Origin of the sequence: Limnospira platensis NIES-39, from assembly GCF_026000695.1 — a bacterium.
Lineage (GTDB): Bacteria > Cyanobacteriota > Cyanobacteriia > Cyanobacteriales > Microcoleaceae > Limnospira > Limnospira platensis.
Window position 1 is genome coordinate 2,125,042 of sequence record NZ_AP026945.1, and the last position, 22,797, is coordinate 2,147,838.

At 46.3% G+C, this 22,797-nt stretch carries 17 protein-coding genes, 1 tRNA gene and 6 pseudogenes; 15 read left to right on the forward strand and 9 right to left on the reverse strand.

Features of this window, described 5'->3' with window-relative positions; genetic code table 11:
- Window positions 1-1,028 precede the first annotated feature (1,028 nt).
- From N39L_RS10455 to N39L_RS10510, 12 genes and pseudogenes are all read left to right on the forward strand, one after another.
- Window positions 1,029-1,101: transfer RNA gene (locus N39L_RS10455), tRNA-Met, on the forward strand.
- A 289-nt stretch (window positions 1,102-1,390) separates the two neighbouring features.
- A pseudogene (locus tag N39L_RS10460) lies at window positions 1,391-2,659 on the forward strand (ISNCY-like element ISAtsp9 family transposase).
- Between the two features lie 551 nt (window positions 2,660-3,210).
- A complete protein-coding gene (locus tag N39L_RS10465) occupies window positions 3,211-3,390 on the forward strand; it encodes a hypothetical protein (protein WP_158307547.1) in 180 nt (59 codons plus the stop codon).
- 1,410 nt (window positions 3,391-4,800) lie between these two features.
- Window positions 4,801-5,025 (forward strand): reverse transcriptase N-terminal domain-containing protein, encoded by a 225-nt coding sequence (locus N39L_RS10470; RefSeq protein WP_014275009.1) that lies wholly within the window; start codon window positions 4,801-4,803, stop codon window positions 5,023-5,025.
- Between the two features lie 21 nt (window positions 5,026-5,046).
- The gene (locus N39L_RS10475; RefSeq protein ID WP_014275008.1) at window positions 5,047-5,268 is read left to right on the forward strand and encodes a hypothetical protein; all 222 of its coding nucleotides are present in this window, start codon (window positions 5,047-5,049) and stop codon (window positions 5,266-5,268) included.
- Window positions 5,228-5,458, forward strand: coding sequence for a reverse transcriptase domain-containing protein (locus N39L_RS10480; RefSeq protein WP_014275007.1), 231 nt, complete (start codon window positions 5,228-5,230; stop codon window positions 5,456-5,458). Before N39L_RS10475 ends, N39L_RS10480 begins: the two co-directional genes overlap by 41 nt.
- A complete protein-coding gene (locus tag N39L_RS10485; protein ID WP_014275006.1) occupies window positions 5,448-6,641 on the forward strand; it encodes a group II intron reverse transcriptase in 1,194 nt (397 codons plus the stop codon). The genes N39L_RS10480 and N39L_RS10485 overlap by 11 nt, the downstream gene beginning before the upstream one ends.
- Window positions 6,642-7,214: 573 nt before the next feature.
- Window positions 7,215-8,092: pseudogene (locus tag N39L_RS10490) on the forward strand (IS630 family transposase).
- A gap of 631 nt (window positions 8,093-8,723) precedes the next feature.
- Window positions 8,724-9,357: pseudogene (locus N39L_RS10495) on the forward strand (IS630 family transposase); the annotation flags it as partial.
- Between the two features lie 47 nt (window positions 9,358-9,404).
- Window positions 9,405-10,292: pseudogene (locus N39L_RS10500) on the forward strand (IS630 family transposase).
- A 14-nt stretch (window positions 10,293-10,306) separates the two neighbouring features.
- Window positions 10,307-10,556 (forward strand): annotated as a pseudogene (locus tag N39L_RS10505) (transposase); the annotation flags it as partial.
- Window positions 10,557-10,605: 49 nt separating this feature from the next.
- Window positions 10,606-11,262 (forward strand): annotated as a pseudogene (locus N39L_RS10510) (IS1 family transposase).
- 121 nt (window positions 11,263-11,383) lie between these two features.
- Here N39L_RS10510 and N39L_RS10515 read toward each other — a convergent pair.
- The 5 genes from N39L_RS10515 to N39L_RS10535 form a co-directional block, all read right to left on the reverse strand.
- A complete protein-coding gene (locus N39L_RS10515) occupies window positions 11,384-12,334 on the reverse strand; it encodes a cation diffusion facilitator family transporter (protein WP_014275179.1) in 951 nt (316 codons plus the stop codon).
- A gap of 56 nt (window positions 12,335-12,390) precedes the next feature.
- Window positions 12,391-13,863, reverse strand: a complete 1,473-nt coding sequence (locus N39L_RS10520; protein WP_006617362.1) for a DASH family cryptochrome — start codon at window positions 13,861-13,863, stop codon at window positions 12,391-12,393.
- Window positions 13,864-13,925: 62 nt separating this feature from the next.
- Entirely contained in the window at window positions 13,926-14,831 is a 906-nt protein-coding gene (locus N39L_RS10525; RefSeq protein WP_006617361.1) for a succinate--CoA ligase subunit alpha, read from the reverse strand.
- Between the two features lie 71 nt (window positions 14,832-14,902).
- Window positions 14,903-16,048 carry an ATP-grasp domain-containing protein gene (locus tag N39L_RS10530; RefSeq protein ID WP_006617360.1) on the reverse strand — a complete coding sequence of 382 codons (1,146 nt, stop codon included), beginning with the start codon at window positions 16,046-16,048 and terminating at the stop codon, window positions 14,903-14,905.
- A 10-nt stretch (window positions 16,049-16,058) separates the two neighbouring features.
- Entirely contained in the window at window positions 16,059-17,660 is a 1,602-nt protein-coding gene (locus tag N39L_RS10535; RefSeq protein ID WP_231852147.1) for a glycosyltransferase family 2 protein, read from the reverse strand.
- Window positions 17,661-17,888: 228 nt separating this feature from the next.
- On the opposite strand from N39L_RS10535, the gene ebsA reads away from it, so the two are divergent.
- From ebsA to pirA, 3 genes are all read left to right on the forward strand, one after another.
- Window positions 17,889-18,275, forward strand: coding sequence for a type IV pilus biogenesis protein EbsA (gene ebsA, locus N39L_RS10540; RefSeq protein ID WP_014275181.1), 387 nt, complete (start codon window positions 17,889-17,891; stop codon window positions 18,273-18,275).
- 115 nt (window positions 18,276-18,390) lie between these two features.
- Window positions 18,391-19,458: a phosphotransacetylase family protein gene (locus N39L_RS10545; protein WP_014275182.1), complete on the forward strand. Its 1,068-nt coding sequence runs from the start codon at window positions 18,391-18,393 to the stop codon at window positions 19,456-19,458.
- Window positions 19,459-19,674: 216 nt separating this feature from the next.
- Window positions 19,675-19,827 carry an arginine synthesis PII-interacting regulator PirA gene (gene pirA / locus N39L_RS10550; RefSeq protein WP_006617356.1) on the forward strand — a complete coding sequence of 51 codons (153 nt, stop codon included), beginning with the start codon at window positions 19,675-19,677 and terminating at the stop codon, window positions 19,825-19,827.
- A 102-nt stretch (window positions 19,828-19,929) separates the two neighbouring features.
- Here pirA and N39L_RS10555 read toward each other — a convergent pair whose 3' ends face one another.
- The 4 genes from N39L_RS10555 to N39L_RS10570 form a co-directional block, all read right to left on the reverse strand.
- Window positions 19,930-20,268, reverse strand: a complete 339-nt coding sequence (locus N39L_RS10555) for a type II toxin-antitoxin system HicB family antitoxin (RefSeq protein WP_014275183.1) — start codon at window positions 20,266-20,268, stop codon at window positions 19,930-19,932.
- Window positions 20,269-20,429: 161 nt separating this feature from the next.
- On the reverse strand, window positions 20,430-20,660 hold the full coding sequence (locus tag N39L_RS10560) for a type II toxin-antitoxin system HicA family toxin (protein ID WP_050856770.1): 231 nt from the start codon (window positions 20,658-20,660) through the stop codon (window positions 20,430-20,432).
- Between the two features lie 115 nt (window positions 20,661-20,775).
- Window positions 20,776-22,056, reverse strand: coding sequence for an IS110 family transposase (locus N39L_RS10565; protein WP_014275184.1), 1,281 nt, complete (start codon window positions 22,054-22,056; stop codon window positions 20,776-20,778).
- Window positions 22,057-22,330: 274 nt separating this feature from the next.
- Window positions 22,331-22,552, reverse strand: coding sequence for a hypothetical protein (locus N39L_RS10570; RefSeq protein WP_126277461.1), 222 nt, complete (start codon window positions 22,550-22,552; stop codon window positions 22,331-22,333).
- Window positions 22,553-22,797 lie beyond the last annotated feature (245 nt).

Sequence of the window (22,797 nt, forward strand, 5' to 3'; positions counted from 1 at the left end):
TCTAAGCAAGGCAGGGAACTCAAGGTCCTAAGCGAACTGAGAAATCACAGAGCAGAGGGTAACGGCGATAGCCACCCCTAGTTTTAGGACTCACAACCCTAGGACTAAAGCGGGGAACGGAAGGCTCCGAGGTGTAACCTAATACCGGAATCGAGACCACTGCCAACCATCCATGATTAAGGAAACTGAATGTCCGGCTTGAACCATGGTAATACATTAGCAGCGAAATAGGTTGACACGCTGCGCCCAAAAGGGCAAGGGGAAAAGTAGGGGGCTCATACGACTACCTGCACAGACTTTTAAAGTACCCCGGTTCTGAGGACAAATCTAACGATGGAATGCCCATATAAGCGGAACGTTGTAACCCCTCTAATGCTCTGCCTATAAACAAGTGAGTAATGCTATTGACAAGGCAGTAGTGAAAAATGTAAGCGCATGGTTAGAGGGTGAAGGATGTGACCAGAAGCTAAAGCCCAATTGTCATGGTTGGGATATGCCCAATTGTCACGGTGTGGATATAGATACTGCGATTATTAGGAGTATAGTGGCGAGAACGAGTTGAAAGACTACGTGCTGCATAAAGCTCTGAACATTGAAGTACGAAAGCAGGGGGTAGTAACCCTGTTCCGATGACAAAAGGGTATCCACATCAGGAGCCGTGTGATGGGAAACTATCAAGCAAGGTTTTGAATGGGAGGGGGTGAAGGTGACTTCACTCTCGACCCCTACCCCTGGAGGGTGAAGGATGTGACCAGAAGCCAATGCCTAATTGTAATGATTAGGATATGCCCACAGGTCGCGGTGTGGATATAGATACTGCGATTAGTAGGAGTATAATGGCGAGAGCGAGTTGAAAGACTACGTGGTGCATAAAGCTCCAAAAGTTGAAGTACGAAAGCAGGGGGTAGTAACTCTGTTCCTATGAAAAAGGGTGTCCACATCAGGAGCCGTGTGATGCGAAAGTATCAAGCACGGTTTTTAATGGGAGTTCGGGAAGGTGACTTCCCGTTCGACCCCTACCGATTTGTGCGCCCTTGGCCGATTGGGGAGGCAGCGAACTCATAATTCGCCTTCAGACTGGTTCGATTCCAGTAGGGCGCATTCCCGACAATACTTTATCCTGACTACTATCGCGTGATATCGCTCAACCCGATATTCGTACCGTTACACTCAAAATGCACTCCATTCAGTCTTAGCACACGGGACAATTAGTGCATATCCCTTAGCAACAAATTTTAATTATTGACGGGTTAATCAATAAGCACAACTTAATCAATCTGTCAAATACCCATATCACCCCCAGCAATTCTCATTTTGGCGAAAACCTGTTCAAGTCCCCAGCATCCCTGTATCGTAATGACATCCAAGAAACCCAGGAGCGCCAGAGCCGTTGAAAAAGCCAGGTGGCTTTGAGACTCTAGTCGGTTCTTTCCGCCAGTGCTTGTCATCGCTACCGGACAAGCGCCGGGGTAAAAATCGCCGCTATGGAATGGAGGATGCCGCTTTAAGTGCGTTTAGTGTGTTTTTTACTCAAACTCCGTCGTTTCTGGCTTATCAACGTCTGATGGAGGGGAGTAAAGGCAAGAGCAATGCCCAAAGTCTGTTTGGAGTTCATCGAATTCCCTGTGATAACCAGATTCGGGACTTATTAGATGCCGTGTCCCCAGAGCACCTGTTTCCAGTGTTTGAGGATATCCTACAAGTCTTGGAAGCCCAGGGGCAGTTAGAAGACTTCCGTTGCCTAGGGGACAGTCTATTAGTCGCGTTGGATGGCACCGAATACTTCAGTTCCGACCAAATTCACTGTCCCCACTGTTCAACGCGCACCCAGAAGTCAGGAAAAACCCATTACTTCCATAGTGTTGTCACTCCAGTCATCGTCTGTCCGGGACAGAATCATGTGATTCCCTTAGTCCCCGAATTTATCGTGCCCCAAGATGGTCATGATAAGCAAGACTGTGAGAATGCCGCCGCCAAACGCTGGCTATCGAGGCAAGAACAATGCTTGAGGGCTTTGAATGTCACGGTTTGAGGGGATGACCTCTATTGCCACCAACCGTTGTGTCAGCAGTTTTTAGAGCAGCAACTTAACTTCATCGTCGTCTGTCGCCCCGAGTCTCATACTACCCTCTATGAACACCTAGAGGGCATCGAACTCCCGACCCTCACGACCAAGAAGTGGACTGGTAAAGTCGAGAAAACCTATACCTACCGCTATCTCAACGGAGTCCCCCTCAAAGATAGCGATGAGGCGCTGTTGGTTAACTGGTGCGAACTTACTGTCACCACCGCTGATGGCTAGGTAACCTATCACAACTCCTTGGCCACGAATTATCCTCTCAGCGATGAGAATGTAGCCGAGGTGGTTCGGGCCGGGCGGACTCGTTGGAAAGTTGAGAATGAGAACAACAACACTCTCAAGACCAAGGGCTACCATCTCGAACACAATTTTGGCCATGGCAAGCAGCATCTTTCTTCCTTGCTCCGGACCATCAACATCCTCTCGCTGCTCTTCCACACCCTGCAGGAGTTGCTCGATAACAAGTACCAGTTGCTACGAGCGCACTTATCGAAGCGCCAAACCTTCTTTAATGATTTGCGCGCGCTTACCCAGACTGTACTTCGACAGTTGGGACCACCTTCTGACCTTTATGCTTGAGGGTCTCGAGTTAGACATCCCACCCGATAGCAGTTGAATTGCCAAAATGAGAATTGCTGAAAAAACTTCCTCAAACCTACACACAAACCAAAAACCTGTTACAATAGCAACCACCGTGCGAAACGTTTAGGAGTGGAATAGGGCTGCGATGCCTGAAATAACCTCCTAGTGGGACTTCTACCCCTTGGTAGAATATAAGGATTGCGCCCTGACCATCCCATAACTATCTATGTGTTCCAACATCTGGACTCGACACCCAGATAAGGCAGAGAGACTCAAGGTCAAGACAGAGCGCTAGAAAGAGGAAGTTATGACTCCTCAAGTATAGCAGGAAGTTGAGAGTAACGGCGGTGTGCGAGACGTTTAGGAGTGAAATAGGGCTGCAATGCCTGAAATCATCTCCTAGTGGGACTTCTACCCCTTGGTAGAATCTAAGGTGAGCGTACCTGACCATCCCATAACTATCTATGTGTTCCAATTATCTGGGCTAAATTGGATTTAGAATCAGATAAAGGCCAAGAGACTCAAGGTCAAGGCTGAACGCTGGTGTTATGTACAGCAGGAAGTTGAGAGTAACGGCGGTAGCCACCCCCAGTTTCAAGGTTCACACCCGTCAGACTGAAGCGGGGAACGGAAGGCGTGAAGTAGAACCTACTACCAGAGGCGACCACTGCCAACCATCCATGATTAGGGAAACCGAATGTCCGGCTTCAACCATCGTAATACTCTAGTAGCGAAATAGGTTGATACGCTGCGCTCAAAAGAGTACGGGGAAAAGAAGGGGTATATCACCACCACCTTCACAGACCTTTAAAGTACCCCGGTGGATAGGACGAATCTAAAGATGGAATGCCCCCATAGATGGAACGTTTAAACCCCTCATTGGCTCTGCCTCACGGCAGAGCGTGAAAAGTGTAAGCGTATGGTGCGAGACGTTCGGGTATTAAATAGGGCTTAAATGCCCGAAATAACTACCCGGTGAGGATTCCAGCTCCGAATCTGGATATAAGGAGACCTCTCCTGACCATCCTCATAACTGGTTATATGTCCCGACGCTTAGGGAACTAAGCAAGGCAGGGAACTCAAGGTCATAAACGAACTGAGAAATCAGGGAGTAGAGAGTAACGGCGATAGCCACCCCCAGTTTTGGAAATCATAACTCCAGGATAGAAGCGGGGAACGGAAGGCGTGAGGTAGAACCTACTACCAAGACGCGACCACTGCCAACCATCTATGATTAGGAAGACCGAATGTCCGACTTGAACCATCGTAATACACTAGCAGCGAAATAGGTTGACACGCTGCGCTCAAAAGGGCAAGGGGAAAAGTAAGGGGTTCGTCCGACTACCTACACAGACCTTTAAAAGTACCCCGGTTCTGAGGACAAATCTAACGATGGAATGCCCATATAATCGGAACGTTGGTGCGAGACGTTCAGGCAAAAAATAAGGTTGAAATACCTGAAATAACCGCCTGGTGGGGACTTAAACCCCTTGGCTGAATATAAGGAGATCTCTCCTGACCATCCTCATAACTGTTTATATGTCCCAACGATTAGTATCCCACGATACAAATCAAGGCAGGGAACCCAAGGTCAAAACCAACTAACTCATACAAATTACTTATACAAATTCTACAAATAGATAAGTAGAAGTTAGAGAGTCAGGGTAACGGCGATAGCCACCCCCAGTTTTGGGAATCACAACCCCAGGATTGAAGCGGGGAACGGAAGGCTCCAAGGTGTAACCCAACACCAGAATCGAGACCACTGCCAACCATCCATGATTAGGGAAACCGAATGTCCGGCTTGAACCATCGTAATGATTGGGCAGCGAAACAGGTTGATACGCTGCGCTCAAAAGAGCAAGGGGAAAAGTAGGAACTTCAATGTCATAACTACACAGACCTTTAAAAGTACCCCGGTGGAAAGGACAAATCTAAAGATGGAATGCCCATATAAACGGAACGTTTTAACCCCTCTTAGGCTCTGATAATCTGGTCGAGAAAGTCAGTAGTGAAAGTGTAAGCGTAAGCCTATTAGGGGGTGAGATGTGACCAGAAGCCAACGCCAGACTGTAATGGTAGGGATATGCTAACGGGTCACGGTTTGATTGTAAGAATAGAGTCTAGTAGGTGTACAAATGGCGATAGCGAGTTTAAAGAAAGGATTTGGCAAGCCCAAACCAATCAAGACTACGAACAACGCATGGAAGGCCATCCCATGGACTAAGGTTCAACGGAAAGTTTTCAAGCTCCAAAAGAGTATATTTCAAGCAGCTAAATCGGGACAGGACGCAAAGGTAAGAAGGCTGCAACGTCTATTGGTGAAATCATATTATGCCCGACTCTTAGCAGTGCGACTGTAGGGGCGGGTTCCACGGTCAGCCATGCTTCCCAACAGTCAGCTTAATAAACCCGCCCCCCAAGCGGGTCAAGGTAAAAAGACGGTTGGAGTAGATGGTGTGATAGCAATATCCCCTAAACAAAGGCTAGAAATGACCGAGAAAATCAAAGGAAACCTCAAAGCAAAACCACTGCGAAGGGTGTGGATTCCAAAACCTGGTAGGGATGAAAAAAGCTGGAATAGGAATTCCCACAATCCAAGATAGAGCAAGGCAAGCCTTGGTTAAGTCGGCACTTGAGCCCGAATGGGAGTCAAGATTTGAGGGCACTAGCTATGGGTTCCGTCCCGGACGGTCAGCCCAGGACGCAATTGGTAGAATTTACACTGCCATAAATCAAGGACAATACTATGTACTTGATGCAGATATAGCGAAATGCTCTTACCGTGAACCATGATTATCTACTGTCCAAAATTCATTGTCCAAGCTGCCTAAAAAGAGACCTGAAACAATGGCTCAAAGCAGGCGTGCTAGATAACGGTGTATTTGAGGATACAGAAGCAGGGACACCCCAGGGAGGGGTAATAAGTCCAATACTCGCCAACATCGCACTGTTGGGAGTAGAAAGGCTAGTTAAAGGAATGTATCCAAATAAAGGCACAGCCACTCAGGTGAACCTTATAAGATATGCCGATGATTTTGTGGTCATCTCCAAAGACCTAGGAATCATTGAACAGTGCCAAACTGCTATCACCAAATGGTTAAAACCGGTAGGATTAGAGATTAAACCCGAAAAGACTCGAATTGGTCACACACTCAAACCTATTGAGTATAATGGCAAAACAGAAGAACCTGGGTTTGATTTTCTCGGATTCAATATCAGGCAATACCCAGTAGGAAAATACAAGTCTGGAAAAACAGGGGGATATAAGAGTCGATTAATCGGACATAAAACCCACATAAAACCCAGCCAAAAAGCAGTTGTTGCCCACACAGAAGTGATAAAAGGTGTAATTAAACGATATAAGACAGCACCTCAATCAGCCCTGATAAGTAGACTAAACCCAATTATAAGAGGATGGGCAAACTATTACTCAGCAGTAGTCTCAACAGAGACCTTCAATAAGCTAGATAATACAATCTGGCAAATGTTAAGGGCATGGACAATATCAAGATGCGGAAAGGCAAGTTACAAAAAGCTAAGTAATTATTTCAGACATGGAACAATTAAACTTAGCAATGGGAAAGAAAGACACGAAAATTGGCTATTCCAAACCAAAGATGGGATACATCTATTCAAACACATCTGGACCCCAATTGTCAGACACACCCTAATACGCCCCGACGCAACACTTTATGACGGAAATTGGACTTACTGGGCCACCAGGAAAGGACAAGCAATCGACACGCCAATTAGGGTAGCAAAACTACTCAAAAAACCAAAAGGTAGATGTACCTGGTGCGGGCAATTCTTTACCCCATCAGATTTAATTGAAGTAGACCACATTGTACCTAGAAGCCAAGGCGGAAAGGATGAATACAAGAATCTTCAATTATTACATCGCCATTGTCACGATGATAAAACAGCTCTTGATGAAAGAGATGTTGCTGTACTCTTAACAAAGAGACGGTCAAACTAGGAGCCGTATGAGGTGAAAGTCTCATGTACGGTTCTGCTGCTGAATGGGAGGGGTAGACCGTGAGGTTTATCTCGACCCCTAATTAACCCCTCTAATGCTCTGCCTATAAACAAGTGAGTAATGCTATTCACAAGGCAGTAGTGAAAAATGTAAGCGCATGCTTAGAGGGTGAAGGATGTGACCAGAAGCTAAAGCCCAATTGTCACGGTGGGGATATAGATACTGCGGTCAGTAAGAGTATAATGGCGAGGACGAGTTTAAAGACTACGTGCTGCATATAGCTCTGAACATCGAAGTAGAAAGCAGGTCTGTTGATTCTGCTCCTTTGACAAATAGGGTATCCACACCAGGAGCCGTGTGATGGGAAACTATCAAGCACGCTTCTGAATGGGAGTTCGGGAAGGTGACTTCACTCTCGACCCCTAACCCTTTAAGGGGAAGGGATGTGACTGAAAGCTAATGCCTAACTGTAATGGTTAGGATATGCCCACTAGTAACGGTGTGGATATATAGCACAAGACAGGAAAGTTAGGACGTATAATGGAGAGGACGAGATGACTAAGAAGACCAAAAATGCCAGCCCCCTATAGTTACGACCTTAGACAAAAAGTTATTGATGCAATTGAACTAGACGGTATACCCAAAACAGAAGCCAGTCAAGTTTTCCATGTCAGCAGGAACACTATCAATCTCTGACTGCAAAGAAAAGCACAGACCGGAGACTTCCTCCCTAAACCTAATCACCGACCTGGCAATAACCACAAAATTACCGACTGGCAAAAATTCAAGGCTTTTGCCCAAGAGCATGGCGACAAAACCTCTGCTCAAATGGCTCAACTTTGGGATGACGACATCTCTCCTCGCACCATATCCAGAGCCTTGAAGAAAATTGGCTTCACCAGAAAAAAAAACTTACGGCTACCAAGAACGTGATCAGCAACAGCGAGAGGAGTTTATTGCTCAGATTGAACATATGGAGCCGGAAGGGTTGGTTTACCTCGATGAAGCTGGCATGAATAGTCAAGACTCGGATTATCCTTATGGTTACTGTGAGCAAGGACAACGCTTCGATGTCCTCAAATCCGGGAAGAGGCAGGGCAGGGTGAGCTATATGGCCGCATGGTGTCATCAACAACTCTTAGCCCCCGATCGCTTTGAGGGTTGTTGTAATCGGACAGTGTTTGAGTTGTGGTTGGAGTTCATCTTAATTCCAACACTGAAGCCAGGTCAGACTCTAGTGCTAGACAATGCAACGTTTCATAAAGGGGGACGGATTCCTGAGCTAGTGGAGGCGGCTCAATGCCGTTTGCTCTATCTACCACCTTATTCGCCAGACCTCAACAAGATAGAGAAATGTTGGTCGTGGTTGAAAGCCCGCATTCGCCATTGCACGTGAGCAGTTTGATTCTCTCGATGATGCCATGGATTCCGTTCTCCCAGCTGCGTCCTAACCACCTTGACTAATGCTATAGATACTGCGATAAGTAGGAGTTTAATGGCGAAAGCGAGTTTAAAGACTAACGCAGGCATATAGCTTTGGAAGTTGAAGTACGAAAGCAGGGGGTTGTAACCCTGTTCCTAATGACAAAGGGGTATCCACATCAGGAGCCGTATGAGGTGAAAGTCTCAAGTACGGTTTGGAAGTGGAGTTGGGGAAGGTGACTTCCCTTTCGACCATAACAGCCACCCCCAGTTTCAGGATTCACAACCCGTCAGATTGAAGCGGGGAACGGAAGGCGTGAAGTAGAACCTACTACCAGATGCGACCACTGCCAACCATCCATGATTAAGGAAACCGAACGTCTGGCTTGAACCATCGTAACTATTGGGCAGCGAAATAGGTTGAAACGCTGCCGCTTAAAAAGGCAAGGGGAAAAGTGGGAGTCTGTTGGTACTACCCAGAAGCAACGAAAGTTGTGCATAGACCTTTAAAGTACCCCGGTGGATAGGGCGAATCTAAAGATGGAATGCCCGCATAGATGGAACGTTTAAACCCCTCATTGGCTCTGCTAATAAATATAGCACCAGACAGGAAAGTTAGGACGTATAATGGAGAGGACGAGATGACTAAGAAGACCAAAAATGCCAGCCCCCTATAGTTACGACCTCAGACAAAAAGTTATTGATGCAATTGAACTAGACGGTATGCCCAAAACAGAAGCCAGTCAAGTTTTCCATGTCAGCCGGAACACCATTAATCTCTGGCTGCAAAGAAAAGCACAGACCGGAGACTTCCTCCCTAAACCTAATCACCGACCTGGCAATAACCACAAATTTACCGACTGGCAAAAATTCAAGGCTTTTGCCCAAGAGCATGGCGACAAAACCTCCGCTCAAATGGCTGAACTTTGGGATGACGACATCTCTCCTCGCACCATATCCAGAGCCTTGAAGAAAATTGGCTTCACCAGAAAAAAAAACTTACGGCTACCAAGAACGTGATCAGCAACAGCGAGAGGAGTTTATTGCTCAGATTGAACATATGGAGCCACAAGAAGTGGTCTACCTCGATGAAGCCGGCATGAATAGTCAGGACTCGGATTACCCTTATGGTTACTGCGAGGAAGGAAAACGCTTCGATGCCCTCAAATCGGGGAAGAGGCAGGGCAGGGTGAGCTATATAGCCGCATGGTGTCATCAACAACTCTTAGCCCCCGATCGCTTTGAGGGTTGTTGTAATCGGACAGTGTTTGAGTTGTGGTTGGAGTTCATCTTATAGCACAAGACAGGAAAGTTAGGACGTATAATGGCAAGGATATCTACATAAGACCCAAAAGGCTAGCCCCCTACAGTTACGACCTTAGACAAAAAGTTATTAATGCAATTGAACTAGACGGTATGCCCAAAACAGAAGCCAGTCAAGTTTTCCATGTCAGCCGGAACACCATTAATCTCTGGCTGCAAAGAAAAGCACAGACCGGAGACTTCCTCCCTAAACCTAATCACCGACCTGGCAATAACCACAAAATTACCGACTGGCATAAATTCAAGGCTTTTGCCCAAGAGCATGGCCACAAAACCTCCGCTCAAATGGCTCAACTTTGGGATGACGACATCTCTCCTCGCACCATATCCAGAACCTTGAAGAAAATTGGCTTCACCAGAAAACAACTTACGGCTACCAAGAACGTGATGAGCAACAGCGAGAGGAGTTTATTGCTCAGATTGAACATATGGAGCCGGAAGGGTTGGTTTACCTCGATGAAGCTGGCATGAATAGTCAAGACTCGGATTATCCTTATGGTTACTGCGAGGAAGGACAACGCTTCGATGCCCTCAAATCCGGGAAGAGGCAGGGCAGGGTGAGCTATATGGCGGCATGGTGTTATCAACAACTCTTAGCCCCCGATCGCTTTGAGGGTTGTTGTAATCGGACAGTGTTTGAGTTGTGGTTGGAGTTCATCTTAATTCCAACATTGAAGCCAGGTCAGACTCTAGTATTGGACAATGCAACGTTTCATAAAGGGGGGCGGCAGGCTGAACTGGTGGAGGCAGCTCAATGCCGTTTACTCTATCTACCACCTTATTCGCCAGACCTCAACAAGATAGAGAAATGTTGGTCGTGGTTGAAAGCCCGCATTCGCCATTGCACGTGAGCAGTTTGATTCTCTCGATGATGCCATGGATTCTGTTCTCAAGGCTGCGTCCTAACCGTATTGACTAGTGCTATAATTCCAACACTGAAGCCAGGTCAGACTCTAGTGCTAGACAATGCAACGTTTCATAAAGGGGGACGGATTCCTGAGCTAGTGGAGGCGGCTCAATGCCGTTTGCTCTATCTACCACCTTATTCGCCAGACCTCAACAAGATAGAGAAATGTTGGTCGTGGTTGAAAGCCCGCATTCGCCATTGCACGTGAGCAGTTTGATTCTCTCGATGATGCCATGGATTCCGTTCTCCCAGCTGCGTCCTAACCACCTTGACTAATGCTATACATCTACCCACACCGTCAAAAATGGACGGATTCACAACGACAAACAACGGTTCAAGTGTCGTGATTGTGGACGACAGTTTGTTGAACACCCCCACCCAAAAGGTGATTGACCAAGAAACACGGTCTCTGATTGACCGTTTGCAGCTCGAGAGAATTCCTCTTGCCGGAATAGCACGGGCGGTCCAAGTGTCTGAGCCCTGGCTGCCAAACTACGTCAATCAGAAATATGCCTCTGTGCCCCGCCAAGTCCAGGTGAGGCGCAAAAAAAAGGGGAGGTTAACGATATCAATGTGATGAATTGTGGTCTTTTCGTACCCTGAGGAAACAAACAGTGGATTTGGTTAGCTCTCGACGTAAAAATCCGTGAGATTGTCGGTGTTTACATTGGTGCACGGGATGAAGCCGCAGCCCGCCAATTGTGGGAGTCATTGCCTCCATATCGCCAATGTGCGGTGGCTTATACCGATTTCTGGGGAGCCTATGAGGCTGTTCTACCGAGTAAACGTCATCAAGGGGTTGGGAAGGATACAGGTTTGACCAGCTACATCGAAAGGTTTAACAATACCTTGAGACAACGAGCGTCTCGCTTAGTACCCAAGACCTTGTCCTTTTCCAAGTGTTTGCAGAATCACATTGGTGGCATTTGGTATTTTATCCATCACTACAAGGCATCATTACCTCTTTAGCACTACCCTAATATTTTCACAGAAAGTCGTCCTACAAGGACGGGGTTGAAAACCCAATTTTTCTGATAAGTATTTGGATCGATCGCTACTGGTGCAAACGTTTGTCGAGAGGGATCTGCATTTATTTCACTCCTAGGGGCTGATTTACCTGGACTGGGCTGATTATCGATGCGAGGCTGGTCTGTCCTATTTGTAAGAAACCGAGTTTGGGGGGAGATAATACCTGATCTAGTTGGAAGCGAATATCCTCAATGCGGAATTTTTGGCTGAGGGTAGCCTGAATTTGGGTGAGTAGGCGATCGCCTTGTTTTAGGTCGATATCTATTTTTAGGGTGGCTTCGACGGCATAATAACCTGGTGCGATCGCTACTATGACCAAATCTTCGACGGCGACAATTCCGGGAAAGTTGGCGATCGCCTCTCGGACTAACTCCTTATCTACGGCGACAGGAGATATATTTAACAAAATCGCCAAACTGTGGCGGATCACAGGTAGTGATCCCAAACCGACCAACACGGACACGCCCAAACCGACGGCACCATCAGCCCATGTACAATCTGTTAACCAAATAGCGATCGCCGCCACAATAGCACCAACAGAACTGAGGGTATCAGCTAAGATATGAAGCAAAACCCCCCGCATATTCAGGTCCTGTTGAACATCTCGATGCAACAGCATGATATTAAAGCCATTGACCCCCAAACCAATGATCGCAACTATCAACATGGGGAAACTCAAAATGGTTTCCGGGGGATTTTGTAAATGTCGGATCGCCTCGACACCAATGGCGATCGCCATTACCAGAAGTCCCACCCCATTCAAGAAAGCCGCCCAGACCTCAATTCCCCGATAACGTCGCGCCACCGAAGCGGCTAAAATCGCTAAGGCGATCGTCAACCCATCCGCCACCATGTGACCAGAATCAGCCGTCAAAGCCATACTATGACTAACCCATCCCACCACCGCCTCCACCCCAGCAAAACCCAGGATCGAAATTAAAGCTATCCCCAACAGGCGCAACTTTTGGGGAGACTTCGACAACCTCACTATTTCACAGCAATCACAACTCACCGACTGTATATCCTCCGTTTTAACTTTTTATAATTAACACCAATCCCATAGCCATTTCAGGTCATCCGTAAGGCTTTCTCATAAATCCGGCGATTAGCTTCTACCGACTCTTGCAGATCCACCATAGGATAGGGATAATCCACCCCCAAACGCACCCCAAACCTGATCTGTTCTTGATTAGATAAACGCCAGGGAGAGTGAACCCTACCATCAGGAATAGACGCTAATTCTGGTAGCCAATGTTTCACATAATCCCCCATTGGGTCATAATCCTGGGACTGTTTAGCTATATTAAAATAGCGAAATCCCCTCCCATCATTACCCACCCCCGCCGTATAATTCCAATTACCCCAATTACTACAAACATCATAATCAATCAGGACAGACTCAAACCACTCCGCCCCCATTTGCCAATTTATGCCCAAATTCTTAGTTAAAAAACTCGCCACATTTTGCCGTCCCCGATTCGACATAAACCCCGTCGCCGCCAACTCTCGCATATTCGCATCTACCAGGGGAAACCCCGTCAGTCCCTGACACCAAATCTGCCACTGTTCCCAATTTTCTCCCCAGGGAATTTTGACACCCTGTAAACCAGACTTATAGAACACCTTAGGGCCATGTTTTAGACAAATAAACCGGAAATAATCCCGCCATAATAATTCAAATACTAGCCAATATGTCGAATCATTTTTAACTCGTTGGTGTTGATAATCCTGCACTTGTTGATAAATCCAGCGGGGCGATAGACAGCCATTAGCTAACCAGGGAGAAAATTTCGACGAATAATCCGACCCTAACATTCCATTACGGGTTTGTTTATAGTTTTTCAGACAATCTCGCCGCCAAAAATAATCATTTAACCGGCTTAAACCCGCTGTTTCTCCACCTGCAAAATCTAAGACAGACCGCTCATCAAAGGGTGCTGGTGTGATACCAAGTTCGGTCAAGGTCGGGATTTCTCCGGGTTCAATATCTGGGAATTGTGGTAATTGATTAGGGGGAGTATATGGGGGATAAATAACTGATTTTTGCTCGACCTGTTTACGGAAGTTGGTAAAAAGTTCCGGCAGTTTTTCAATGGGAAATGGTAACTCTTTCAGATGATATAATGTGGCTCCCCAGAAAGATTTTACCTCAACTCCCAGGGGGGTCAAGGCTTTCTCTAGGGCGGTTTCTACTGCTAATTCTTCGGCGGTGACTTCCTTATGATAATAAACAGCATCAATATTTAATTGTTTAACCAGGTCAAATATAACCCTTTCTGGCTCACCTATTCTCACCAATAAGTTACTGCCAATTTTTTGGAAATTATGGCGCAAATCTGCGACACTTTCTAACAGGAATTTACCCCGAAATCCCCCCGTTTTAGGAAAACCAAAGGAAGTTTTGGCAAACTGTCTGGGGTCAAAACAGTAAAGGGGGATAATTTGCCCTTGAGTTGAGGTAGCTAAATCTAGTGGTTCATGGTCATGTAACCGCAGATCATTCCGATACCATAAGATAATTTTTTGAGGATTAGCAGCCATTCAATTGCTAGTTAAAAGTTGAATTTTTCCCTATTATACATCATCCTAAAGCGGTTTGAGATTTACTTATGGGAGCGAGTTTTTTTGAGGCACTTTTTCAACAGTTCGGGAATTTGAGAGGGACTAGAAGCCACGGGAATTTTAGCTTTTTCAAATACCGAAATTTTACTTTGAGCCGTCCCTGGGTGAAGGTCTTGGGTAAATTTAGAAGTAATAATTGTACTAGCATGACTAATCAATTGAGCTTTGGGAGCATGAAGACCTGTGATATAAGCCACCACTGGTTTATCAATAGTTTCGGCAATATAAGAGGCTGCTTCTTCTTCACTAGAGCCGCCAATTTCTCCCACTAAAACAATGGCATCTGTATGGTCATCTTCATCTAAAATCTGTAGCCATTGAATAAAGGAGGAACCGACAATTAAATCACTACCAATACAGACGCTAAGAGACTGCCCCAATTTGGCATCAGTCAAGGCTTGAGCGACTTCATAAGTGAGGGTACTACTGCGACTAATTAAGCCGATAGAACCGGGGGTATAAAATTGGGGAGGATGAGTTCCCAATAAGAGTTTACCGGGGACAATAATACCCGGACAATTAGGACCGACAACTAAAGTTTCGGTAGCTTCTGCCTTTCTGACCAAACGCACCATATCGAGGGGTGGCATTCCTTCAGTCACAATTACAAGCTGTCTAATTCCGGCATCAATAGCCTCTAATGCCGCATCAAGAACGTCATAAGGGTGAACCAAAATGACGCTAGTATCTACAGGTCCAACGGCTGCCTGAGCTTGTTCTACTAGGTCATAAACGGGGATTTGATGGATGATCTCCCCACCTCTTCCGGCGCTGACACAGGCGACGATATTAGTGCTATATGCTTTCATATTGAGAGCTACTTTTAGGGAAGGGTCGGAATCCCTCAACCCCTGAATTATGACTTTACTATCTGGAGTTAAATTCATATTTTTTCAAGCTATAATTAATCACAAACCATGCCATCTACGGGCGGGTTAAGTTATTGATGAACCCGCACCTACCGAGATAAAGCCACGGTTCGTTTAACCGCTTCATCCAAAGTTGCCACAATTTCTACAGGTAATCCAGCAAATTTAGCCAGTGTACTCTCAAGTTCAGTCACGGTCAAACGGAGGACAAAATGAGGGAGAGTCTCGATAGTCTTTTGGTGCTGTAAAAAGTTGGCGATCGCCTCAGCGATTTGATCAGCAGTAGTCTGGTGTCCCAGCCAGTTAATCATCACGACTTTAATGCGATCGGATGCCATCACCGATGTTAATCCGTCCGATAAATTCTGCAACAGTGTTTCTGTCACCTCAAAATGATCTTCTCCTCCCAAGTTAAGGAAATTAGCCGGCTTTCCTTTAGTGGCTATGATCTGATCTAGGGTAGTCATAGTTAAAGCAGCCCCATTGCAGATGATACCAATATTGCCGTCAAGTTTGACAAAATTGGGTTGATTGGTGGGTAAATCCGTTGGCTCAATGGCGGCAGGATCTGAACATTGTTCATGAACCAACATAACTAAATCCGGGTGTCTCTCCAAGGCCTGATTATTAGCGACCACCTTCCCATCAAGAGCCATTAACTCCCCTGTAGAACTAATTCCCAGGGGGTTAATTTCCACCAAATCTAAGTCTTTCTCGACAAATAGCCGATACATTTTCTCCAAAATGTTACTGACAGATAGGATCAGGTGTTCTTGTAATCCCATTTTGACCATCAGACGGCGAGCATAAAAAGGGGAAAATTCTTGATCCACCACGACCTTTTGAATATGGAACATGGTAGCCTCAACGTTAACTCCCCCCTGCACAGAGCCTAATAATAGGGGGCGGCGAGTCACCGGATCAAGAATCACCGCCAGATATACTTCCTGATCGGCATCATATTTAGCTTCAGCCAGTAGGACTTGGGGATATTCATCTTGAATAGCCAAATTAAAAATACATTGAGCGGCAGCCACTGCATCAATGGTATTTTCCACAAACTTGATACCACCAGCTTTTCCCCGTCCCCCAGCCCGCACTTGGGATTTGAGAACTACGGGATAGGGAATGGTTAATCCTTTGAGGTCATGGGCGAAATCAATTCTCTGGGAAGGCAATACGGGAATTGCCATCTGACGAAATAGGGTTTTAGCTTGGTACTCTAGCAAATCCATGGGTGTTTCCTCATTGATTATTCTTGAGGGTAGGGGTTCCTTGATGAACCGTCTTGACCCATTTCAGGCGTTTGGGACGCACACTGATCCGGGCTGTGGCACTGGCAACAACAATGAACCAATGAAACATATACACGGTACCACGCAGGGTTTGGAACAATGTAGTCATGTAAGAAAGTGGGGGATAATATTGGCGATCGCCATCTGTGGTTAAGTTATCAGGTGAATTGGTTTTGTGGGATGCCACATTTCCACCGCTAACAGTACGCCGCAAGCCGATAAACATTCCGATCAGCGACAAACTAACTGCCAAGAGAGTCAGGGGGCTGGTAATGGGGGGGCGGCGGAGAATAAATGACAGGAGTAAATCGGGAATGGCAGCTATGGGTAGAATGTACTGGGTAATCAAAAACCCGAATAAATCAAAGGTTTTGCCAACTCCCATACGGTTAGTGATGATGAATTTGCCATAGTCGAGATATCTTTGATATCCTCCCTCGGCCCATCGGTTCCGCTGATGCCAGAGAGCAACCCAATTGGTAACTCCTTCTTCCAAGACGACGGAGGTATCCAGAAATTCGATATCCCAATGGTCTAGGTGCAGACGAATGGTTAAATCGAGATCATCGGTAATGGTTTCTTCACACCATCCACCGCAGCTTTCTAGGGCGGCGCGACGAATAAACTCCCCATTTCCCCGCAGTTCTCCAATACCGCCTACAGCCACTCGCTGTTTCTGGAAAAAGGCATCTAAGGCCATCTCTGCCGATTGACAACGGGTTAACAAGTTGAAGTTACTATTGGCGATCGCTTTTTGGAGTTGAACGGCTCCGACTTGTTCAGCCTCAAATTTGGGAAGCACCTTTTGTAGGAGATCTGGAGCCACTTGAGCATCGGCATCAAAAACCCCTAATATTGTGCCACGGGTAAGAGGTAGGGCTTGATTGAGTGCGCCGGATTTACCACCAGTAGCGTTTTCGTCTCGGTGCAGAATGTGCAGTTGTTGATACTCTTGGGCTAATTCCTGGAGAACTATGGGAGTGCGATCGCTACTATTATCATCAATCACCCACAGTTCATAGCAATGACTAGGATAGTTGAGATTGCATAGATTCTGGACTAAATTGCCAATCACAGCTTCTTCATTTTTCGCCGCTACCAGTAGGGAGACAAAGGGTAGTTCTTCTGGGGTGAGTTCGGGGTTAATATCTAACCCACCGGGATCGGCAAACACAATGCGGATAGCTTGAATTACTAATAACCCAGTTAATCCCAGAATTAACCAATATCCCCAGGGAATCAAGTGCCCGATAATCGTCAGACTCCAGATCAGAGCTAGGGCGACTGCTGCTTTGCCTCGCCGATTCTGATAAAATTCTGGGGGGATATGAAGTTTATTAGCTTGATTAGGTTTCCGGGGTTGGGAACCCCCTAATCCCTGTCGACGGGAAAGAAGACGAAAACGCCTAATCCCCGGAGGGAATCTATAATTTTGACTACTGGAGTCTGTAACTCCCGAATCACGATGGTTATGGTGCATATCCAATAACTCCGTTGCACCTCTACTGGTTTGATGTTGACGCTGATGGTTCAGCCAAGATTTCTCTGGCATCGATAAGTGTGACTTTAATTGTTCTCTATCATTGTGCAGTATTTCACCTTTTTGCAGCCATTGATCCAAGAATTTGCTCCCCAGGGAATAATTGCCAGACCAGGTTGTTGGCCCGATGGGGGGGACAACGATCATAATCAATTGTCCTTAACCCCTACAGTCTTAACCTCTATACCGAGTTTCCCAGAACCGCTAAGATGGAGTGATACAATGAGCAGGAATTTAATTATGAGTGATTCGGCTGCTATTCTCAAAGACCTCAAACTGGCTGAAAAACGGGACTTGGTGGTTTATCTACCCTATTATGATGAAAAGAGACGGCGATATTTGCCTTGGTCTATGAGCCTTTACCAACACAAGAGTTTGGAGGGGGCACGGAAAATCGAGGGGGGTGAGGATATTCCTTTTGTGGCCACCTGGAATACTTCTATGCTTCCGGCTGACCTTACTCGATGTCGGGTGATGTTTGAGCATAATGCTGATCTAACTTATGAAGTGATGATGCCCAATTATGAGTTTATGAAGCATTTGATTCAGGTGGTCTACAGCTTCAAGCATCATCATGTGATTGATTTTTCTCAGGAATTTTATAAAAAATTGCTACACATGGAATGAAATAGCTGGACTCAAGTTAAGGGAGTGAGTCTAGTGGGGGTGTTGGTTATGCACAACATCTGTGCGCTACAGTGTCAAAATTAAATCTGATTTTATAAGTTTAGGAGTTGCTGGTGTGGCTAAACCCGTCAAGTATGTATTAATTGGATCAATTGAGCCTTCTAGTGGTAAGTCTGCTGTCGCCCTCGGTTTAGTTCCTCAATTGCAGAATCTGGGGTTTGATATTGGTTACGGGAAACCTTTGGGAACTGATTTTGATGATGATTGTGATCATCAAGTTGATGCTGATTGTGAGTTTATTGCTAAAACTTTGGGGCTTTCGGAAGTTTATATGCGATCGCCTATTTTAATGATTGATCAGGCAACAATTGATAAACATCTATATCATCAAGATCTCAATTATTATCACCAGGCTTTGACTAACTATCACCACCATAAGGTTGGGGATTTGGTTTTACTCGAGGGTCCCCGCACCTTGCAGGAAGGGAGTCTGTTTAATTTATCTGTACCCCGAATGGCTGAGGTTTTGGATACGGCGGTTATGTTGGTGGTTCGTTATCACTCCCATAGTCTCTTGGATGAGGTACTATCGGCGAAAGAACGTTTGGGTACGCGCTTAATCGGAATTGTGATTAATGATGTCACCGACGAACAGGTTTCTAAGGTGGAAACTCAGATTAAGCCTTTTCTCGAGAGTGTGGGGATTCCGGTTTTGGGTATCCTTCCTAGAAATGCGCTGCTTCGTAGTGTCACGGTGGGGGAATTGGTGACGCAGCTTGAAGCCCAGGTGGTTTGTGGTCAGGAACGTTTGGATTTGATTGTGGAAACTCTCAGTGTGGGGGCGATGAATGTTAGTTCCGCCATGAAGTATTTTAGCCAGTCACATAATATGGCGGTGGTGACCGGCGGCGATCGCACTGATATTCAAATGGCGGCTTTGGAGCAGTCTACCCATTGCTTGATTCTCACCGGTCAACTTCCCCCGGCTGAAATTGTGATTACCCGCGCTGAAGAGTTGGAGATTCCGATTTTGTGTGTTGACCTCGATACCCTCACCACTGTGGAAAGCATCGATCTCGCTTTTGGTCACGTCCGTATCCATGATCAGGCTAAGGTTGAGTGTATCACCCAAATTATGGCGGAAAAATTCGATACCAGCCGATTTATCCAACTCCTCAACTAGCAGATTATCAGGCGATCGTAGTGCGGCGAGCTGGCCCCATCGCCTCTTGTTCATAGCCCATGCTCTGTGTCACACATTTTTTCAGTTCAGAAACTGTGTCCTAGGTTACGAAACATTAAATTTTTCGGGAGGCGATCGCTTATTCTCTGTTTTATGGCGATATAATAGGAGAGGAGGCAAGATTAAACTATAAACTTGACATCAAAACCCCTGATCATGAACAAAAATTTTAGACAAGAAGTCAACCAGCTATCCCAAACCCATCGCGCTAACATCCAAAAACGTCTGGAATATAGACTTGAGGTAGCTAGAGCCAAAGGAGATGAAAATTTAGTCCGAATGCTGGAAGCTGAAATGCGCCAAATGTAGAAACTTTGAAGCTGTTAATCAAGTATAAAAATCCCTCTCTGGCCCCCTCTCACTCTGGGAGAGAGCCGGGGAGGGTTTCGGCTATTTGATCAACAACTTCCATTAATTCTGGAAAGTACGATTAGCTGCATCTTTTATCACCTCTTCCATCCAACCATTAATGCTTTTTCCTGCTTTAGCAGCCGCCAAAAAAATTTTTCGGTGTAGATCTGGTGTGGTCCGAAACGGCAATTTTCCAGAGAAAGGCTTATCAGGTTTTTCCCCTAACTCTTCGCAAAACTCCAGATAATCATCAACGGAGTCACGAAAGGCTTGACTCGCTTCCTCAACAGTTTTTCCCTGAAAAGTAATCGTATCCTTAATATCCAACACGCGACCAAACAGGATGCCGTTTTCTGTATCAACTTCAATGTGACCACTGTAACCCTTATATGTCAGCATATTTCCCTCAGTTCTTGAGCGTCTAAATGGTACAATTAAGTTTTTAGGATAATCTGTAGAATTGTGTGGCACGATCGGGCAATGGCTGCACTCGGTAGTATATTTTTGAGTCACTTTGGGTAGGGGCAACATTGCTCGTTACCCCCTTTCTAATAGATATCTTACTCAGACATGGGGGCAACTCCCGCATCTTCTAAAAATTCCCGGACGCTTTTAACAGCACCCTTACCCATCTCTTTTTCCGGGTGTGGTTCGTGAAAAACAGCTTTGACACCGTTCAACGCCACCCGCACCCGAGAGCCTCTCCCTTCGCGGGCGATCGCGCCCAGCGCTACAAACAGACTTTCAACATCAGTCCAGACAATATCTGACCGAACCGGGTTTGTGTAAATTGCCTTAAAAGTGCGACGATGTTTCTATCTTATTCCCAAACTTTCACCTGTAAAAACCCCGACCTAGGGAATTGGATCGGGGTACAGGATGATTATGCTAATTGTATGGGGCTTATTATCGCATATCCCACAGAGCCTTAAATAGCATCTCAGCCAGCTTTCTGGATGTGGCATTCCTGGCAGCCTTGAGCGCCGCCCCAGAAACTTTGTTCCCTTTGTGGTATGCTCTAGTTACCCAATAAACTCTAAGCGAATGAGCCTCTGGAGATTTTGGTAGGCAATCGTAGGGGGTTGTCGCGATCGCACCCCCACCCGGTTTCTGTTCACGATGAGTCCCCCTCTCGACTGCCCGAACAACAAACTGATGCAACACCGATCGCGCCTCTTTGCTTCCTGTGAAACTACTCCGAGTGTCAGCCTTTCCAGATTGCACTTGAGTAGACCCCAAACCGCAAAGCTGCCGGAATCGTCTCATAGCCTTAGACTTAGGGAGACATTTAAACATCTCATCAAACGGAACGCACCGGGTAAGTAGCCAGCCCCGTTCTCGGCAGCCAAAACCAAACTTGTCAAACACCCGATGGTAGCAATCAAACTCTGGTAGGTTCAGATAGCTTAGTAGCTCTTGCTCTACCATTGCCTCTGACTGATGCCACATACAAATCTGTTGGGCTAGTCGGGCAGTTATTTCACTGATGCCAGTGCCTTCCCCCGCCGCGATCGCCTTCGCGTATTCATTGTCAAACTTGGTTTTAATCCCTTTGGGAATTTCCCAACTACCTTGGGAAGTCCAGCCACAAGCCCAACCCCACCACGCAGGCAGTTTGTCCGGGTCTAATTTCCCAGATTCTTTTTTAACTCTAACTTTTGCTTTGGCTGGAAACTCATAGACCAGTCGAGACTTGGCTTGGTTTATCGTTTGGGTGCGGGGCTTGTTGAATGACCCAATATCTCTTAGGCATTGTTCAATTTTCGCTACTTCTGGCGGCCGCTCCCTTACCCAATACCTGCGATCGTAGGCAATTTGGTAATGCTGGAAGTATGTGGCAACCATGAGCAAAGCATCGTAGGGGTCAGACTTGTTAGACGTTCCCCCATAGCTTTTCCGAGTGTCCTTAATCATCGTCTGATCTACTTTCAGCACAGGGATTCCCTCCCGATGTAAGCAGTCAATCCAGAATCTGCTATAAGTTCGGGTCGGCTCTAATATCACCACAGACGGCTCCAAAGACACAAGAAACTGGATAGACTTTGCATTTGCTTCTAGCTTTCGGTGGCACTCAGCAAATGCGGGAGACTCGTAAAAATCCCGCAACGCACCCGCTGGCATAAATTCTAGCCACACGGCATCGCACCACGATGAGCTAACATCAAGGCCTACAATTAAACTATTCATTTTTAACCTCTAGTGTTGTGGTTAATCGTTCCCACGAAGCTGTTACGGCTCTCGCCCATTCTATCTGGGGGAACAAATCTCCCTAGAATCTAGCCGGGGTTGGAACCCGGCTAGAAGCAATTATTGACTTCTGCCCCCAGTAACAGGTTGGGGAGGGAAACCTCCCATTTCAATTCGGGGGGGCTAGTTATCAATGCGGTGGGAATCACCCGGTTATCCGCGACTTCCCCCCAGGTGTGAGGGGAAAGTTTCGTCCTTTACCGGCTAGGACTCATCAGGCGGTGAAATCTAGATTTTCTAAAGCTGATAGTGTATATTCCAAGTCTGCATAAATTTGATTGTGATACATTTCAAGCTGCATTGCATAATTATGCACATCTTGGAATCGTTCATCATTAGAGATAAAATCGATAACTCTTAGGTGAGTAATGGTGTTATCAATTTCCATTTTGGCTTTAATTAAACAGTTCGAGAAAGAGACTGCCTCTCGTGTCAAATCGACCCACGCGCAAAGAGAATTTTCATCCTCGCCAAACAAGTGACCAGGAAAATCCGCTGATGTTTTTTGTCCAGGCGGTGAAACCCGCTAGGCAAATTGGCGGCCTCGGCTTTTGGTTTGACCATAGGCTTTTTACCTATATATAGGGTGTGCTTTTGCGATCGCCTGACCAACCCCAAGGCGATCGCATCAATCTACCAGCTTCCCCGCTCTCAACATCCGGCTTTTTACCTATCGCGCTC